The sequence below is a fragment of the Sorangium sp. So ce204 genome (assembly GCF_051526795.1).
GTDB classification, from domain to species: Bacteria; Myxococcota_A; Polyangia; order Polyangiales; family Polyangiaceae; genus Sorangium; species Sorangium cellulosum_B.
In genome coordinates, this window is the sequence record NZ_CP150317.1 from 13,013,496 (window position 1) to 13,029,750 (window position 16,255).

Below are 16,255 nucleotides of genomic sequence, written 5' to 3' on the forward strand. Positions count from 1 at the left end.
TTCCGGGGACCGTCGCGGCAGCGTTCGCGGGACGGTCGCCAGGACCGAGGGCACGCCCAGCAGCCGGCTGCGTAGCACGGACGCGCGCGCAGGGCGACCGCCGTCGCGCTCGCCTCGCGCCCGCGGGGCTCGCGGGGCTCGCGGGGCTCCCCGGCCGTGGCGGTCGAGGTGGTCCAGCGCGCGCGGTGCGGCGATCGTCATCGCTGCGAGGCGGCGCGCTCCCGGCGCCGCGGCGCGGGCAGTAGAATTTCCGCGGATGATCGCGCGGGACCCGTTCGGCTGGGTGGGCAGCACCATCGGCGGCAAGCTGCTGGTGGACGCCGTGGCCGGCGAGGGGACGTTCGGCGTGGTCTACCGGGCGACCCACCTGGGATTCCAGGAGCAGGTGGCGGTCAAGTGCCTGAAGATCCCCGCAGATCTCCTGCCGGAAGAGCGGCAGTCGCTGCTCGACACGTTCGAGCGCGAGGCCCGGCTGCTGCACCGGCTCTCGCGCCGGACGACGGGCATCGTCCAGGCGCTCGACGTCTCCGCCGCGACCTCGCCGGAGGGCTGCTGGACGCCGTACATCGTCATGGAGTGGCTCGAGGGAGAGACGCTCGCGCAGCACATCGAGGCGCGGCGCGCCTCCGGGCGCGCGCCGTACTCCGTCGACGAGGCGATCGAGCTTTTGGCACCCGCGGTGGGCGCGCTCGCGATGGCGCACGACGAGCGGGTCTCTCACCGCGACGTCAAGCCGGCGAACCTGTTCCTCGTCGAGATTCCCGGCGCGACGACGATCAAGGTCGTCGATTTCGGCATCGCCAAGGTGATCGACGCGTCGATGCCGCTGTCGAAGGCGCTCGCGGAGACGAGGCGAGCCGTGGCGGCCGCGGCGCGGGCCGTGAGCCCCAGCGACACGACGCAGGTGCTCGCGACGTCGCCGACGTTGCACGTGTTCACGCCGCTCTACGGCGCTCCGGAGCAGTTCGAGCCGAAGCTCGGCGCGACGGGGCCCTGGACGGACGTGTTCGCGCTCGGGCTCGTGCTGCTGGAGCTCGCCTCGGGGAAGCCGCCGATCGACGGGCGCGACTGGGCCGAGCTCTACCTCGCCGCCGTGGACCCGCGCAGGCGGCCGTCGCTCGCGGGGCTCGGCGTCGAGGCGAGCCCCGCGCTCGAGGCGGTCGTCGCGCGGGCCGTCGCGGTCGAGCCCGCAGCGCGCTTCCGGGACGCGCGCGAGCTCGGTGAAGCGCTCGCGTCCGCGCGCGCCGGCTCCGCGCTCCGGCCGCCGGCTGCCCCGCTCTCCGCGATCTCGCCGAGCGCCGACCAGGCGTCTCCGCGGGGTCCGAGCGCGGCGCCCCCGGCCGCCCCGGCGCCCGCGGACGCCACGAAGGTCGCGGCGCCCGCGGGCGGGGCGAAGGTCGCGGCGCCCGCGGGTGAGTACCGCGTCTGCACCGTGCTCTCCGCGGAGATCGTCGCCGGCGACGACGGGCAGGAGCCGCTCGATCCCGAGCAGGAGCTGGAGCTCCGCGAGGCGTGCCGCGAGCTCGTCCGCGAGCGCGTCGAGGCGCTCGGGGGCGTCGTGCAGGGCAGGAGCGAGGGCGTCGTCACCGCGCTGTTCGGCGCGCCGCGCGCGAGCGACAACGACGCCGAGCGCGCCGTCCGCGCCGGGCTGGAGCTCGCGTCGCTCGACGCCGCGTCGCTCCCTGTAGAGCTGCCGCCGCGCTCCCGGCCGAGGTTGCGCGTGGGCATCAGCACGGGGAGGCTGTTCGTGAGCGGCGCGACCGGACGGGGCGCCCCGGTCGACGCCTCCGGCGAGGCCTTGAAGGCGGCCGCGCAGCTCCAGCAAGCCGCCGCGCCCGGCGCGGTGCTGATCGCGCAGCCCACGTTCCGGCAGGTGGCCGGGCTCTTCCAGGTCGAGCCGCAAGGCGACGGCGCGCCGTGCTTCCGTGTGCTGAAGCTCGCGAGCGGATCGGGCGCGGGATCCGATTTCCTCGGCCTCGACACCCGCTTCGTCGGGAGGGCGGGGGAGGTGCAGCGGCTCTCGGAGGCGCTGGAGACGGTCATCGCGGAGCGGCGCGCGATGTTCGTCTCGGTGATCGGCGCGGGCGGCATCGGCCGCAGCCGCCTCCTCGCCGAGGTCCGGACGAGGGCGCTGTCGCAGGCGGAACCGTGCGCGGAACCGTGCATCGTGCTCGGCGCGGCGTGCTCGTCGCTGTCGATGGATGCGAGCTACCACCTCGCCGCGTCGCTCCTTCGCGCTCATTTCCGCGTCCAGGACGGCGACGTGCGCGACGTCGTGCTGCGCAAGCTCGCGAGCGGCGTCCTCGGCGTCGACGCCGGAGGCGAGGCCGGCGGCGCGCCGCACCCGCTCGCCCTGGAGGACGCGCTGGCGGAGGTCGCGGCCGTGCTCTGCCCGTGCCCGGCGGCGCAAGCCGCGCCCGCGACGGCGATCGTCCCCGACGAGGGCGGCGCCGAGGTGGCGAAGCGGGTGGCCGCGGCCGTCGCGATGCTGCTGCGCGCGATGGCCGCGCGCGGAGCCGTCGTCGTGCTGCTCGACGACATCCACTGGGCGGACGACGCCAGCCTCGACCTCTTCGACGATCTCGCCGTGCGCCTGTCGGACGCGCCCCTGCTGCTCGTCGGCGCGGCCCGGCCCGAGCTCTACGAGCGGCGGCCGCACTGGGGCGAAGGGAAGGCGAGCCACGCGCGCCTCGATCTCGGCCCGCTGCCGCGGCGGCACATCGAGGACATGGCGCGCGAGCGCCTCCGCCTCGTCGCGCGCTGCTCCGCCGAGGCCATCCGCGCCCTGGCGGAGCGCGCCGAGGGCAACCCGCTCACGCTGACCGAGACGCTGTACCTGCTCATCGACGCCGGCGCGCTCGAGCGGCGCCTCGACGAGCCCTGGATCCTGCACGAGGAGCAGCTCGCCCGGCTCTCGCTGCCGGCGACGATCCAGGGCATCGTCCAGGCGCGGCTCGATCGGCTCGACGGCGAGGCGCGCGCGGTCCTGGCGCAGGCGGCCGTGGTCGGCAGGACGTTCTGGAAGGGCGCGATCGACCACCTCCGCGGCGCCGCGCCGCTCGACGGCGGCGGATCGAGCACCGCGGACGTGCTGCGGCGGCTCCGGGATCAGCAGATCATCCAGGCGCGTGACGCGTCGACGTTCCCCGAGGACTGCGAGTACGTCTTCGCCGAGGCGGCGACCCAGGAGATCGCCTACGAGACGCTCAGCCTCAAGGTGCGCCGGGCCATGCATCGCGCGGTCGCCGCCTGGGTCGACGGCGTCTCGGCGGGGCGCTCGCCTGCGCGCGCGCCGCGGGGGCTCGGGGAGGCGCTCGCGGCGCTCCACCATGATCGCGGCGGCGACGCGCGGAGCGCGGCGCTCGCCTACGCGCGCGCGGCGGCGAGCGCGTCGTCGCTCGGGCAGAACGCCGAGGCGCTGCGGCACTTCGAGCGGGCCCGGGAGATCCACGCGAGCGCGGCGGACGGCGCCCCGGCGAGGGGCTCCGCGGCGCGCGCCCCGTCGTCCGCCGCGCCGGGGGGCGACGAGCGCCGGCTGTTCGCCTGGCACGAGCGCGCGGCGCTGTTGCTCGACGTCGGCGACGCCCTCCGCAGGGCGGGCCGGCTCGACGAGGCGGAGCGCGCGTACCTCGAGGCGCGGGCGAGGATCCTCCGCGTCGAGCGGCGCGCCTCCGCCCCGCCCGCGAAAGGCCCGGAGGCGGCGCTGTTCTGGGATGCGCGCGTGGATTTCCGCCTCGCCCTCGTGCTCAAGGTGCGCGGCGCGACGGCCGACGCGCGCGCGCTGGTCGAGCGCGCGATCTCGCTCGCGGAGCGCGGCGGCGCCGCCCCGGAGACGCTCCCCATGTACGGGCTGCTCGCGGCGCTCCACCGGCGCGCCGGCGATCTCGACGCGTGCCGCGCGGTCGCGCTCCGGAGCCTGCGCATCTGCCGGACGCTGCATCGAGGCGACGACCGCCGCCGCGTGGCGGCGTCGCAGCTGCTCCTCGCGCTCGGGACGGTGTTCTACTCGCGCGGTCGGCTGGCGCAGGCGGAGCGCTGCTACCGCCAGGCCGCGCGGGCCGTCGACGAGCGCGCGTACCCAGAGGCGCTGGGCTTCGCGCTGAACGGCGTCGCGGCGGTGCTGTTCGCGAAGGGCGATCTCGGCGGCGCGCGGGAGGTGTTCGCCCGAGCGCTCGCGCTGAAGGAGCGGCTCGGCGATCTCCAGGCGATCGCGTCGGGCCACAACAACCTCGCGGAGGTCGAGCTCCGCCTCGCGCGCCCGCACGCCGCGCTGGAGCACGCGCGGCGCGCCGTGAGGCTGGGCGAGCAGGCCGGCGCCGGCGCCGATCTCCCGGACGCGTACCGCAACCTCGCCGCCGCGCTGCTCGCGGCCGGCCACGTCGGCGAGGCGCTCGAGTCCGGCTGCGCGGCGCTGCGGCTCGCCGAGGTGGGCGGCGGGCGCGTGTACCTCGCGGACGTCGCGCTCGGCCTCGCGCGGATCTGCCGCGCGGCCCTCCGCGACGCCTCGACCCGCCCTCGCGCCGAGGCGGCCGTGGCGCAGCTCTCCGCCTCGCTGGCGGCGCATTTCCGGGACGGCGAGCTCGCGGCGCGGGCGGCCGAGTGCCGCGCGCTGCTCTCGGATCCCTGAGGCGCTGACCCTTTCTCGTCAGGTAGCGCGACGTGCCGCGCGGGAGACGTTCGTCATGATCGAGTCTTGGAATCAGGCAGCTATCGTTCTGACCGCCGCGGCCGCGCTCGGCTCGGCGGCGCTCGGGTGCGCGTCGGATCCCGCGCCGCCGGGCGGATGCCCTGGCGCGCGCGCGGCGTCCGGCGCGTGCATCGGTGTCCCCGCGGGAGCGCTCTGCGACGGGGACTTCTGCGCCGCGTCGGTCGATTGCGCCGAGGTCATCGAGGTCTCGAGCGCCGCCGCGCTCTCGCAGGCGACCGAGGCCGCTCGACCTGGGGCGTGCATCGCGCTCGGCCCTGGCGCCTACGGCCCGATCGATCTGCCCCCCGGCGTGAGCCTGCTCGGCCGGGGCGCTGGCTCCGTGAGTGTCGCGGCGGTCTCGCTCGCGGCCGGCGACGGCGCCGTCCTCCGGGCGTTGACCGTGGGCGAGGGCGGCGTGCGGATCGCGGCCGGCGCCCGGGCGCGGATCGAGGCGGTGCGCGTCGTCGGCAGCGCGTCCGACGGCGTGACGCTCGGCCTCGGCGCGTCGCTCGACCTCGTCGCGTCGGCGATCGAGGGCTCCGCGCGGTACGGCCTGAGCGCGTTCGACGCCGCCCGCGTCTCCGTCGTGCGGTCTGTCGTCTCGGGCTCGCAGGGGCCGGGGCTGTGGGCGCAGTGCACCGGCGGCTGTGACTGCGAGGCGCCGGTGGAGCTCCACGTCGAGGACGCGCTCGTCCGCGACAGCAAGGTGGTCGGCGTGTCGCTCGTCGGGGCGCGCGCCACGATGTCTTTCGTCGAGGTCAGCGGCAATGGCCTGAGCGGGTTCGACCCGAGCGGCGGCATCTCCGTGTCCGGCTGCTCGAGCCTCGACGCGGCGGCCCTCAAGGTCGCCGACAACACCGGGTTCGGTCTCCTGATCGATCGGGCGAACGCAGCCCTCGGCGAGAGCGGCGAGGGCTTCGAGGTGAGCGGCAACCAGCCCGGGATCTGGATCCAGCACACGACGCCGGAGCAGACCGTCCAGCTCACCGGAGGCCTGCTCGAGAAGAACCGGGCCATCGGCCTGGGGATGAGCGGCGACGCGCGCGGCATCATCATCGATGGCATGCGCATCGCCGGGACCTTCGCGGACTCGGCGGTGGTGAGCGCGGACGGCGGGCTCGCCCAGGAGGTCGTCGGCGACGGCGTGAGCTGGCAGGAGCGCGCGCAGGCCGCGATCTTCGGGCTCGTCCTGAGCGGCAACGGGCTCGAGTCCCTCAACCCTTCCATCCGCCCGTCACGCCGCGCGAGCGTGCTCATCGACGGCGGCGTCGGCCTGGACAGCCGCCTCTCCGCCGTGACGCTGGAGGGCGGCGACGAAGCGGCGGGCATCGTGCAGCAGCGTCTGCCCGCTGACGGCATGAGCCCGCTGCGCGACGCGGATGTCCCGCGCATCGTGACGAGCCCGGAGGCGCTGTTCTCCGTGCCCGTCGCGCCCATCGCGCCGGCGGCGCTCGACGCCCCCTGAGGCCTGCATCCGCGCGGCGACGGCCCGGCGCTGGGACCGCGTCCCGAGGTGAGCGCGGGAGCGCGTCGGGCCCACAACTGGACCGACAAAAAGTAAGTGGGCCCGCCACACTCGCTTTCCGCTACCGTTGCTCCCTTCCGGGCCTGGCGGGGTTCACGGCGCGCTGTCGGCGGACCCATGAGGTCCAGGCGCTGTTGCCTGACGCAGGGACTTCGTAGTCGAACCTCGTCCCCATGTCGAGCCCCACGGCGCGCGCGGCGGCGATTCGTGGGCCATGGCGTCTCGACTCCTTCGCGGACGCAGCGCCGCCGCCCACGTCGCCCACGTCGCCCACGTTTGGTTCCCTCCTCGGGAGTCTTCGGGGGGGTGAGCGCGGAGTGAGTGAGGTGTGAGCGTGAGCTGCGATCGGGGTGTGCAAAGGGTGGTGTGAGCGTGGAGCGATCGACCTGGAGCGGCATCGGCCGGGACTTGCCTCGTTCAGGAAGCCCCGTACGCTTGGAGCTGTCGTGAATCCGTTCGATTCCGAGGACGAGGGACGGGGCAGCCGGCTGATTCCGGTGCTTCTCTTCATCGGCTCCGCAGCGCTGGCAGCGGCCGCGCTCCGGCTCGCCTGGCAGCAGCCGGTGCTCATGGCGGCGGTGGTCAGCGTGGTTCTCGTGTTCGCCGCGGCCCGCTGGCTCGCGCGCCGCAAGCTGCGCCGGCTGCTGCGCTCGGGCGACGTGGGCTCGGTGCTGCGGCGCTGGTCGACGTCGCTTCACCGCATCCCGCACCCCGCCACGATGGCGCCGCTCATGACGGCGACGGCGTTCGCGGCCTATGGCTGGGTCGAGAAGGCGCGCGCGGCCATGGCCGCCGCCGAGCGGGGGCCCGCGTGGGAAGCGGCCCTCGAGCACCGCCTCTTCCTCGACACGCTCCTCTGCACCTTCGAGGGCGATCGCGACATGGCGCTCGCGCAGGCGCGTCGCCTGGCGCGCCTCCCTCTCCCGGACATCAGCTCGCCCTTTCGCAGCCGGGTGGTCATCCTGCGAGCGGCGGCCGGCGCGCTCGCCCGCGCCTTCGCTCACACGAGCGTGCCGGGCGACCGCGCGCTGCTGGAGCGCGCGAGCGAGGCAAGCCCGCTCGTCTTCTGGGCCATGCGTTACGCCGCGGCCGTCGTCGCCATCGACGAGGGCGAGCTCACCCGCGTCGAAGAGCTCCTCGCCGACGCGCCCTCATGGCCCCAGGAGTCGACGTTCCGCGCCTTCCACGACGAGATCGCCGATCGCGCCGGCCTTCCCCGCACGGTGAGCGCGTAGCGGGCCGGTCGTCGCGCGGCGCCGCTGCGCGCGGCGCCGACCCGGAACGCCGGTCCTTCCAGAGGGCGCGCCGGCTTCGCGCTCGCGCTGGCTCAGCCCTGGAACAGCGTGCGGATGTAGCAATAGGCGCGCGCCCCGGGGGCTGCGCTGGCGGCGTCTTCCGGCGCGTCCGGCACGAACGCGCCGAGCGCGCCGAGCGCGCCGCCGAGGGTGAACGTGCGCAGCATGATCCTCGCCTGCGTGCCCGCGAAGCACGGCTTGCGGTAGGCGACCTCCACCCTCCGGGCGAGCACCGCCGTGCCGTGGCCCTGCGCCGAGAGGCGTCGCAGCGCGGCCTCCGCGAAGAGCCGCGGGTACACGAGCGAGTTCACGTGCTGGTTCCCGTCCGTGTGATCCAGGCCGAACGCCACCGGGATCGGATCCAGGGTCGGCTTCGCGTCGAGCGGCTCCGCGCCCTCGGGCAGGCCCATCAACGCCTCCGGCGAGCGAAAGTCGTAGCGCTCGGGCGGCACCGCCGGCAGATCCGGGGACTCGAAGCGCAGCACCTTGCGCGCCTCGGGCGCCGCGAAGGGCCGCGTGAAGACGTGCTCCGCGAACACGCGACCCACCTGGATCGGCTCGCCCGCGCCGGGCGGCGGCGGGCCGTAGGTCCGGCTGCGGCGCCCGCTGGCCGAGAGCCACATGGCCAGGATCAGCCGGTTCACCTGGGAGGTCGCGTCCTCCGTGTGCGCCAGCTGGTAGCGGCCCTGCAGCTCCAGCGGCTCCCGCGTCGCGATCGGCCCCTCTCCGCCCTCGATGATGAGGCGGGTGAGGATCGGGACGATCCCTTGCGTGAGCATGAGCGCCTCGACGGGGCTCGCCCGCAGGAGCTTCGCCCAGACCGCGGGCCCGAGGCCGTGCGGCAGCGCGTCCAGCATCACCTGTCCGTTCTGGCTGACGTCTTCGAAGCGGAGGTGCATGACGGCGGTCGCCTGCTGCTGCTCGGGGACGCAAGGCTCGTCAGGGAAGTAGCGCATGCCCCGTCTCCATAGCTGACGCCGCCGCGCGCCGCATGGACCAGCGCCTGGGCGCCGCCATGGCCGGCCAGGCCGACGGCGCGCGTCCATGGTACGATCGCCGCGTGACGCTCCTGAAAATCGCCCACATCGGCAACCCTGTCCTCAGGCAGCGAGCGCGTGAGGTCACGGCAGAAGAGCTCTCCTCCCCTGCGATGCAGGCGTTCATCGACGATCTGGTGGAGACGATGCGCGACGCGAACGGCGCGGGCATCGCCGCCACCCAGGTCCATGTGCCGGTGCGCATCTTCGCGGTCGAGGTGCAGGACAACCCCCGCTATCCGTACAAGCCGAACATCCCGCTCACCATCGTGGTCAATCCGGTGATCGAGCCGCTCACGCAGGAGACGTTCGAGAACTACGAAGGGTGCCTGAGCGTCCCGAACCTGAGGGGTGTTGTCGATCGCGCCACCGAGATCCGGCTCACCGGCCTGGATCGCGACGGGAGGCCGATCGACCGCGTCGTGCGCGGGCTGTCGGCGGGCACCTTCCAGCACGAGAAGGATCACGTCGACGGCGTGCTCTTTATCGATCGCGTGAAGGATCCGCGGACGCTCTGCACCTGGGCGGAGTTCGACCGCTATCACAAGCAGCCCTTCGTCGAGCGCATCGTCCCGTTCATCCAGCGGATGGGCGGCTGAGGCGCCTCGTCGCGCGGGCCCTGCTCGTGCGTGTGACCGCTGCGCGGACCAGGGCGCTCGGCGCGAGCTCGAGCGCTCCCGCGGACATGCGCCTCCGCGAACGCAGGCCGCACGCCTCTCGCCCGCGCTGGCGGGGAGGGACGTGCGGTGCCTGCTGGCGGGGAGCGATCAGGCGCCGCCGCCGGTCCGCTCTTCGCGCTCGATCTGCTCCTGGTAGGCGACGCTGTAGCGCGCCCAGGGACGCAGCTTGAGGCGGCGGTAACCGATGGGCTCGCCGGTGCCCTCGCACATCCCGTAGCTCCCCTCCTTCATCTTCGCGAGAGCACGGTCGATCTCGGCGAGCACGCGGACGTCGCGCTCCAGGAGCTTCGACGTCAGCGACGTCGCGCCCTCGGCGTTGGCCTCGTCCATCTCGTCGCCCACCTCGCGCGAGATGTCGCGCTCCGCGTGCTGCCGCTCATCGATGTTGGCGACGAGGGCCGCCCGGCGCTCCTCGAGCGCCTGCTTGAGCTCGTCGAGCTGCTCCGGCGTCAGATCGGGCAGGTCGGAGTCGTCCGTTTCGGGCGCCGCGCGGCGCACGGGCGGCCTCGGCATGGCGGCTGCCGTCGTGACGGACGTCTCCGGCCGCGCCGGGCTCATTCCGTCGCGACTCGCACCTTCACGGTTGTTCATTGTTTCCTCTCATCTTTTCGGTGGCAATTCGCGTACCGATCTTGAACGTGGGCGGACGAAGCACGCGCGAGGCGCGGTGACCAGGAAACACGACCGAGCAGGAGCGGCCGCGCCAGGCTACTGGCTATGGTGATAGCGCATCCACGAGCCTATGGCTTCGTGATGCCGGCCATTCGAAACCCTGCCGCGACGAGCGCGCCGATGTCCTCGAGCACGGGCTTCGACACGTTGATCGAGATCTCGGCCCGCGGCGCGGCGCCGCCCTGCTGCTGGGTGGTGATGAACATCAGCCCTTCCCCTTTGTGGGGGAGCTTTGCCAGCGCTTCGCCGAACATTCGGGCTTCCCTAGGCAGCGCCAGCGGGGACGCGCCGGGCTGGTCCAGCGTCGTGAGCACGCTCTGAAGCGTGCGGGTGATCGGGGTGAGCGTCGAGAATCCACCCGAGGCGAACTTCCCGGTCTTCAGCTTCTCGAGCCCCGGACGTGACGCGAGCGTCGCCGCGGCGGGCGCGCCCGCTTTCACCGTGGCGAGCCGCCTCAGCAGCTCGCTCTTGTCGTGCCCGAACGCGATCCACGTCGTCTTCTCGTCACCCATGACGAAGAGGTGGAGCGTCATCGTCAGCTTGGGCTTCTGCTTGCCCTTGGCGGCGGGGGTCGAGCTCGCGTCGCCGTCGAGCGGCGGGAGCTCGTGGACGAGCTGGACCTCGACGGCGAGGGACGTCTTCCCGAGCTCCTTCGGCGCCTGGACCGTCTTGACCGTCGGCAGATCCTTCGGATTGACGTCGATCTCCGGGAGCCGCTTGCGCAGCCCGGGCGTGTTGTAGGCGGTGACGGCGTTCTTCACGTACTTGATGATCGCGTCGGGCGCCTCCTCGAACCCGAACAGGTTCCAGCCGACGAAGCCCCCCATCATCTTGTCGAGCGCCTCGTTCGGCGTCGGCTTCCCGGCCTGCGCAGCGGCAGGAGGCGCGTCGACGTACCCGTGGGCGGACACGCTGGGCCCCCTGTTGATAGGCAGCGAGAGGACGTCGGCGAGCGCCTTGCGATCAGCGGGGTTGCCGATCTTCTCCTTCTCCAGCCACCCTTCGAGCATCTCGCGCAGCGTCTTCAGGATGCCGCCGTAGTGCGCCGGGTCGTAGCCGTGGTCGAAGAACGCGCCGGCGCTGTCCTTCGGCACGCGCCAGTAGAGCTCCGGCGCGGCCCCGGCGCGGTTCGCGCCGTCGGCCATCGTCTTGGCGAGCCACGACGACTGGCCCCGGAGCTCCAGGGCAGCCGTGAGGCTCACGCAGGACTGGTTGTCGACCTGGAGATCGACGACCGCCTTGCTCGCGTCGTTGATGAGCGCCTCGAGCTCCTGCTGGACGGCGGTCGTCGCGTCGGTGAGCGCCCGATCGAACTGGGGCTGTCCGATCGAGAGCTGGCTCTGCGCGAGGATAGGGAGCCCGCCGAGCTGCTGCTTCGCCATGCCGCCGAACTTCGTGCTGAGCGGGACGAAGCGGACCTCGCCGTGGAGGTCGCGCGCCTCGGGCGCGAGCGTCGGCAGCGTGCGCGCGAGGTACGGCCCGAGCGTCGTCACGTCGCGGTCCCGATCGCCGCAGAGGAGCCGCGCGGGCGCCGATCCGGCGGACGCGGCGAGGAAGCAGCTCGATGACGAGGGCTCCTTGCCGCCGATCTTCCACATGCCGGGCTTCACCTCGGTGAGCGCGGCGCCCGCCTCGAGCGCGCCCCTCGCCCGCTCGAGCGACGTGAGCCCGAACGACACGGCCGCCACGGGCTTGCCCCGCTTCGAGCTGTCATCGAGCGCGACGATCAGGTGCACCGGCGCGTCGAGCGCGAGCACCGCGGCGAGCTGGTCGGTGTCGATGGAAGGGCTCACGAGCTCGCCCAGCACACCCGAGGAGAACGCCTGCGCGCCCGTCTCCGCGAGCGCCGGAGGCAGCCCCGCGCACGTCGCGATGCTCGACAGCGTGGCCGCGGGGTTGCTCCAGCGGAGCACGCCGACGATGTCGGCTGGCTCGGCGACGGGGGATAGATCGAACGCTGGGCCGGCGGCGACCTGGGCAGGCCCGGCCTTGACCTCGCCTTGTCCTGCTGTCGGCGCGACAGGCGCGGGGGACGGCCCGCAGGCGAGGGAACCGGCCATCAGGACCAGGGGGGCGATCGGCAGGAGAGTTCGCATGAGCGCCGGTTATACGGCTCCCGGACATCCGAGTCGACGCCCAACAAGGAGCGCGCCGCGCAGGCGACGGCCGCGTGCGCCGCATAGCGCGCGGCGGTCGCTCCAAATGCGAACGAGCGCGGACGAATCCGCGCTCGTTGCGTTTGGCGTTTGGCGCTTGCCGCTCGGCGAACGCGCGCGGAGGGATCCGCGCTCGTCGCACACCGTCGAGGAGCGGGCTCCTCGCGGCGATCAGTTCGACTCTTCGAACTCCGCGTCGATGACCGAATCCTTCCCCTTGCCGCCGGCGGGGGGCGGCGGCTGGCCTCCCGGCGCGCCGCCGGGCGCGGCGCCGCCGCCGTCCTGCGGCGGGCCGGCCTTCTCGTACATGACGCTCGCGATGCGGTGCGCTTCCTTCTCGAGCTTCTCCAGCGCCGCGCTCACGGCCGCGTCGTCCTGCTTCTCGATGGCCGACCGCCCCTCGGCGATGACCCCGTTCAGCGCCGAGACGTCGCCCTCCGGCAGCTTGTCCTTGTTCTCGCTGATCGTCTTCTCCAGCGTGTAGCAGAGGTTATCGAGCTTGTTGCGCCGCTCGATCTCCTCGCGCCGGCGCTTGTCCTCGGCCTCGTGCGCCGCCGCCTCGTTGACCATCCGGTTGATCTCGTCCTCCTTCAGGCCGCCCGACGCGGTGATCGTGATGCGCTGATCCTTGCCGGTGGCCGTGTCCTTGGCGTGGACCGAGAGGATGCCGTTCGCGTCGATGTCGAACGTCACCTCGATCTTCGGCACGCCGCGGGGCGCCGGCATGATCCCTTCCAGGTGGAAGCGGCCCAGGGTCCGGTTGTAGCGGGCCTCGGTGCGCTCGCCCTGGAGCACGTGGACCTCGACGCTGGGCTGGCTGTCGGTCGCGGTCGAGAAGATCTCCTTCTTCTGGGTCGGGATCGTGGTGTTCCTCGAGATCATCACGGTCATCACGCCGCCGAGCGTCTCGACGCCCAGCGAGAGCGGCGTGACGTCGAGCAGCACGAGGTCCTTCACGTCGCCCGAGAGCACGCCGGCCTGGACCGCGGCGCCGACGGCCACGACCTCGTCCGGGTTCACGCCCTTGTGGGGCTCCTTGCCGAAGAACTTCTTGACCGTCTCCTGCACGAGCGGGATGCGGGTCGAGCCGCCGACGAGGACGATCTCGTCGATCTGCTGCGGCGACTTCTTCGCGTCGGCGAGCGCCTTGCGGGTCGGCTCGAGCGTGCGGTCGATGAGCGGCCGGATCATCTGCTCGAGCTTCGCCCGGGTGAGCTGCTTCTGGAGGTGCTTCGGCCCCGAGGCGTCCGCGGTCAAGAACGGCAGGTTGATCGTCGTCTCCTGCACGTTCGACAGCTCGATCTTCGCCTGCTCCGCGGCGTCCTTGAGCCGCTGCACGACCATCTTGTCGTTCGAGACGTCGATGCCGGTGTCCTTCTTGAACTCGGCCGCGAGCCAGTCCATCACGAGGTGGTCGACGTCGTCGCCGCCGAGGTGGGTGTCGCCGTTGGTCGAGATGACCTGCACGACGTTGTCGCCGACCTCGAGGATCGAGATGTCGAACGTGCCGCCGCCGAAGTCGTACACGGCGATGACCTGCTCGTTCTTCTTGTCGAGCCCGTACGCGAGCGCGGCGGCCGTGGGCTCGTTGACGATGCGCTTCACGTCGAGCCCGGCGATGCGGCCCGCGTCCTTGGTCGCCTGGCGCTGCGAGTCGTTGAAGTACGCCGGCACGGTGATGACGGCCTCGGTGACCTTCTCGCCGAGGTAGTCCTCCGCGGCCTTCTTCAGCTTCTGGAGGACCTTCGCGGAGACCTCGGGGGGCGACATCTGCTTGCCGCGCACCGCGATCGAGGCGTCGCTGTTCTTGCCCTTGCTGACCGTGTACGGGACGCGCTTCGCCTCTTCCTGCACCTCCTCGTAGCGGCGCCCCATGAAGCGCTTGGCCGAGTAGATGGTGTTGGTGGGGTTCGTGACCGCCTGGCGCTTGGCGATCTGCCCGACGAGCACCTCGCCCTTGTCGTCCCAGGCCACGACGGACGGCGTGAGGCGCGAGCCCTCCTCATTCACGATGACCTTGGGCTCCTTGCCCTCCATCACCGCGACGACGCTGTTGGTCGTGCCGAGATCGATGCCGATGATCTTGCCCATGACGTTGAACCCTCCGAGAACTGTTTGCGCGACGGCCTGATGGCCACGGGGGGCGAGAAGACCCGACCGGCCAGCAGGGCTCAGCTGACAGCTGCCGCGAGCCACCGCTCCAGAGCCGTCAAAAACCGCTGGGAATCCGGATACTTTCGCCGAGTTTTCGCGAGCTCGCTGGCTCGCGACCGCGAAGCTAACCATGTGCGCCCGAGCGTCAACGCCGCCTCTAGCAATTGCCGTGCGCGCGGGCTGGGGCCGCCCGGACCTTGACCGGAGCCCGGTCGCGCCGCACCTGAGGTGTCCGCGCTTCGCATCGCTAGCGGCGCAAACGATCGCAGACGATGCCGAGCGGGCCGGACCTGAACCGGACGAGAGAATAGAAGAGCGGGCGCGTCCGAGGGGCTTCTTGCGGTCCAAGACGCGCTGAGCTATAGGCGCCCTCCCTCGCAACACCCGAAGGACTCACCATGAAGCCCGGCATCCACCCCGAGTACAAGGCCTCCACGATCACCTGCGCGTGCGGCGCCGTCGTCGAGACCCGCTCCACCCGCGGCAGCTTCACCACCGACGTCTGCTCCGCCTGCCACCCGTTCTACACGGGCAAGCACAAGATCATGGACGTCGCCGGCCGCGTTGACCGCTTCCGCAAGAAGTACGCGACCGCAGGCAAGTAGCCGGGCCGATCGTCCCTCTATCCCCGAACTCCCTTCTTTCACCGGATTCGCCCGTCACGCCGCGCCCGCCCAGGGCGTGGCGGATGGGCTCGTTCGCCTGGAGCCCGCTGGCCCTGCGCGGAACGTGAGCGGCCGAGACGTCGCGCGCGGCGTACGCGGACCCGGACGCGAAGGCGAACCCGACGACGTCGGCACATTCACCTGTGCAGCGCTCGTCGGTCGGGCCGATGCGCTGGCCGTGTTATGCGCTAGATTGGAACGCGTATGAGCGATCAGCCTGCACGTCCGTATATCGGCGGCCAAGCGGTCATCGAAGGGGTCATGATGCGGTCGCCGAGCTCGGTCGCGATCGTCTGCCGGCGCCGCTCGGGAGAGCTGGTCGTGCGCGAGCAGCCGATGACCGCCGTCTCGAAGGGGCCGCGCACCTGGCCGTTCGTGCGGGGGGTCGCGACGCTCGTCGAGTCGCTCCGCCTGGGATCCCAGGCGCTCCGCTGGTCCGCGGACCTCTACGAGCAAGATCTGTCGGCCGAGGAGGCGGGCTCGGCCAAGGGGCCGGAGTCCAAGCGCCCGAGCGCGGGGCAGGCGGGCGGGGTGAACCTCACCTCCCTGGCGCTCAGCATGGCGGCGATCGCTGCGCAGGACGTGGAGCCCGCGCAGGTCACGGGCAGCCCCGCGCCGGGCGGCGGCGCAGAGGGGAAGAAGCGCGGAGGAGGGATGGGCATGATCCCGATCCTCTTCGCGGTCCTGCTCTTCGTGGCGGCGCCCCAGGCCGGCGCCGAGCTGGTCAACAAGCTCCTGGGCCTCGGCCTCGAGGTCACGTCGCCGGCGTTCCAGGCGATCACCGGCGTGGCGAAGCTCGCCATCGTCGTCGGCTACCTCCTGCTGATCCGCCAGATCCCCGAGGTTCGACGCGTTTTCCAGTACCACGGCGCCGAGCACAAGGCGATCTCCACCTACGAGGCGCACGAGCTCCTCGAGGTCGAGAACGCGCGCCGGAAGACGGCCATGCACCCCCGCTGCGGGACGACGTTCCTGGTCATGGTGGCGCTCGTGTCGATCGTTGTGTTCTCGGTGGCCGGGGCGTCCCTCGGGGCGCTCCTGCCCAAGCTGCCCGGCGGCCGGCTCGTCGAGAGCGTCACGTTCTTCCTGATGAAGCTGCCGTTCCTCCCGCTGATCGCCGCGGTCACCTTCGAGATCCAGCGGATCTTCGCGCGTTATTGCACCACCGGCCCGCTCCGCGCGCTGCTCTGGCCGGGGTTTTTGGTCCAGAAGATCACGACGGCGGAGCCCGACGACGCGCAGCTGGAGATCGCCCTCGCGTCGCTCCGCGCGACGCTCTGGCGCGAGGCCTCGGTGGCCGCTCCTGTCCAGCCCGATCGGGTGTTCGCCGACTACTCCAAGCTGCTGGCCGACCCCGGCTACGCAGGCGCTCACGGCTAGCGCG

Annotated in this window: 10 protein-coding genes and 1 other RNA gene; 6 read left to right on the forward strand and 5 right to left on the reverse strand. The window is 72.5% G+C overall.

Annotated features, from left to right (window positions below; translation table 11 throughout):
* The first annotated feature begins 256 nt into the window (after positions 1 to 256).
* Positions 257 to 4,627, forward strand: coding sequence for a protein kinase domain-containing protein (locus WMF22_RS49330; RefSeq protein ID WP_438034265.1), 4,371 nt, complete (start codon positions 257 to 259; stop codon positions 4,625 to 4,627).
* Positions 4,628 to 4,682: 55 nt separating this feature from the next.
* Complete coding sequence (locus tag WMF22_RS49335) at positions 4,683 to 6,152, forward strand: hypothetical protein (RefSeq protein ID WP_437296775.1); 1,470 nt, start codon at positions 4,683 to 4,685, stop codon at positions 6,150 to 6,152.
* Positions 6,153 to 6,243: 91 nt separating this feature from the next.
* Here the strand turns inward: WMF22_RS49335 and ffs are convergent.
* Positions 6,244 to 6,333: signal recognition particle sRNA small type (ffs, locus tag WMF22_RS49340), an RNA gene on the reverse strand.
* 325 nt (positions 6,334 to 6,658) lie between these two features.
* On the opposite strand from ffs, the gene WMF22_RS49345 reads away from it, so the two are divergent.
* Entirely contained in the window at positions 6,659 to 7,447 is a 789-nt protein-coding gene (locus WMF22_RS49345; protein ID WP_437296776.1) for a hypothetical protein, read from the forward strand.
* A gap of 92 nt (positions 7,448 to 7,539) precedes the next feature.
* Here WMF22_RS49345 and WMF22_RS49350 read toward each other — a convergent pair whose 3' ends face one another.
* Entirely contained in the window at positions 7,540 to 8,463 is a 924-nt protein-coding gene (locus tag WMF22_RS49350) for a hypothetical protein (protein ID WP_437296777.1), read from the reverse strand.
* A gap of 104 nt (positions 8,464 to 8,567) precedes the next feature.
* Here WMF22_RS49350 and def point away from each other — a divergent pair, with 104 nt between their 5' ends.
* Entirely contained in the window at positions 8,568 to 9,143 is a 576-nt protein-coding gene (def, locus tag WMF22_RS49355) for a peptide deformylase (protein WP_437296778.1), read from the forward strand.
* 168 nt (positions 9,144 to 9,311) lie between these two features.
* On the opposite strand, the gene WMF22_RS49360 is transcribed toward def, so the two are convergent.
* From WMF22_RS49360 to dnaK, 3 genes are all read right to left on the reverse strand, one after another.
* Positions 9,312 to 9,737 (reverse strand): TraR/DksA family transcriptional regulator, encoded by a 426-nt coding sequence (locus tag WMF22_RS49360; protein WP_438034266.1) that lies wholly within the window; start codon positions 9,735 to 9,737, stop codon positions 9,312 to 9,314.
* A 227-nt stretch (positions 9,738 to 9,964) separates the two neighbouring features.
* Positions 9,965 to 11,992, reverse strand: a complete 2,028-nt coding sequence (locus tag WMF22_RS49365; RefSeq protein WP_438034267.1) for a hypothetical protein — start codon at positions 11,990 to 11,992, stop codon at positions 9,965 to 9,967.
* 231 nt (positions 11,993 to 12,223) lie between these two features.
* Positions 12,224 to 14,143, reverse strand: a complete 1,920-nt coding sequence (dnaK, locus tag WMF22_RS49370) for a molecular chaperone DnaK (protein WP_437296781.1) — start codon at positions 14,141 to 14,143, stop codon at positions 12,224 to 12,226.
* 461 nt (positions 14,144 to 14,604) lie between these two features.
* Here dnaK and rpmE point away from each other — a divergent pair, with 461 nt between their 5' ends.
* Both rpmE and WMF22_RS49380 read left to right on the forward strand, forming a co-directional pair.
* The gene (gene rpmE / locus WMF22_RS49375; RefSeq protein WP_012241637.1) at positions 14,605 to 14,811 is read left to right on the forward strand and encodes a 50S ribosomal protein L31; all 207 of its coding nucleotides are present in this window, start codon (positions 14,605 to 14,607) and stop codon (positions 14,809 to 14,811) included.
* A 264-nt stretch (positions 14,812 to 15,075) separates the two neighbouring features.
* Complete coding sequence (locus WMF22_RS49380; protein WP_437296782.1) at positions 15,076 to 16,251, forward strand: DUF1385 domain-containing protein; 1,176 nt, start codon at positions 15,076 to 15,078, stop codon at positions 16,249 to 16,251.
* Positions 16,252 to 16,255: the final 4 nt, after the last annotated feature.

Bases quoted from the DNA above. Each gene is read 5' to 3' on its own strand.
- WMF22_RS49365 (WP_438034267.1), bottom strand. From the start codon at position 11,992: ATGCGAACTCTCCTGCCGATCGCCCCCCTGGTCCTGATGGCCGGTTCC.
- WMF22_RS49380 (WP_437296782.1), top strand. From the start codon at position 15,076: ATGAGCGATCAGCCTGCACGTCCGTATATCGGCGGCCAAGCGGTCATC.
- WMF22_RS49330 (WP_438034265.1), top strand. From the start codon at position 257: ATGATCGCGCGGGACCCGTTCGGCTGGGTGGGCAGCACCATCGGCGGC.
- WMF22_RS49360 (WP_438034266.1), bottom strand. From the start codon at position 9,737: ATGCCGAGGCCGCCCGTGCGCCGCGCGGCGCCCGAAACGGACGACTCC.
- rpmE (WP_012241637.1), top strand. From the start codon at position 14,605: ATGAAGCCCGGCATCCACCCCGAGTACAAGGCCTCCACGATCACCTGC.
- dnaK (WP_437296781.1), bottom strand. From the start codon at position 14,143: ATGGGCAAGATCATCGGCATCGATCTCGGCACGACCAACAGCGTCGTC.
- WMF22_RS49350 (WP_437296777.1), bottom strand. From the start codon at position 8,463: ATGCGCTACTTCCCTGACGAGCCTTGCGTCCCCGAGCAGCAGCAGGCG.
- WMF22_RS49335 (WP_437296775.1), top strand. From the start codon at position 4,683: ATGATCGAGTCTTGGAATCAGGCAGCTATCGTTCTGACCGCCGCGGCC.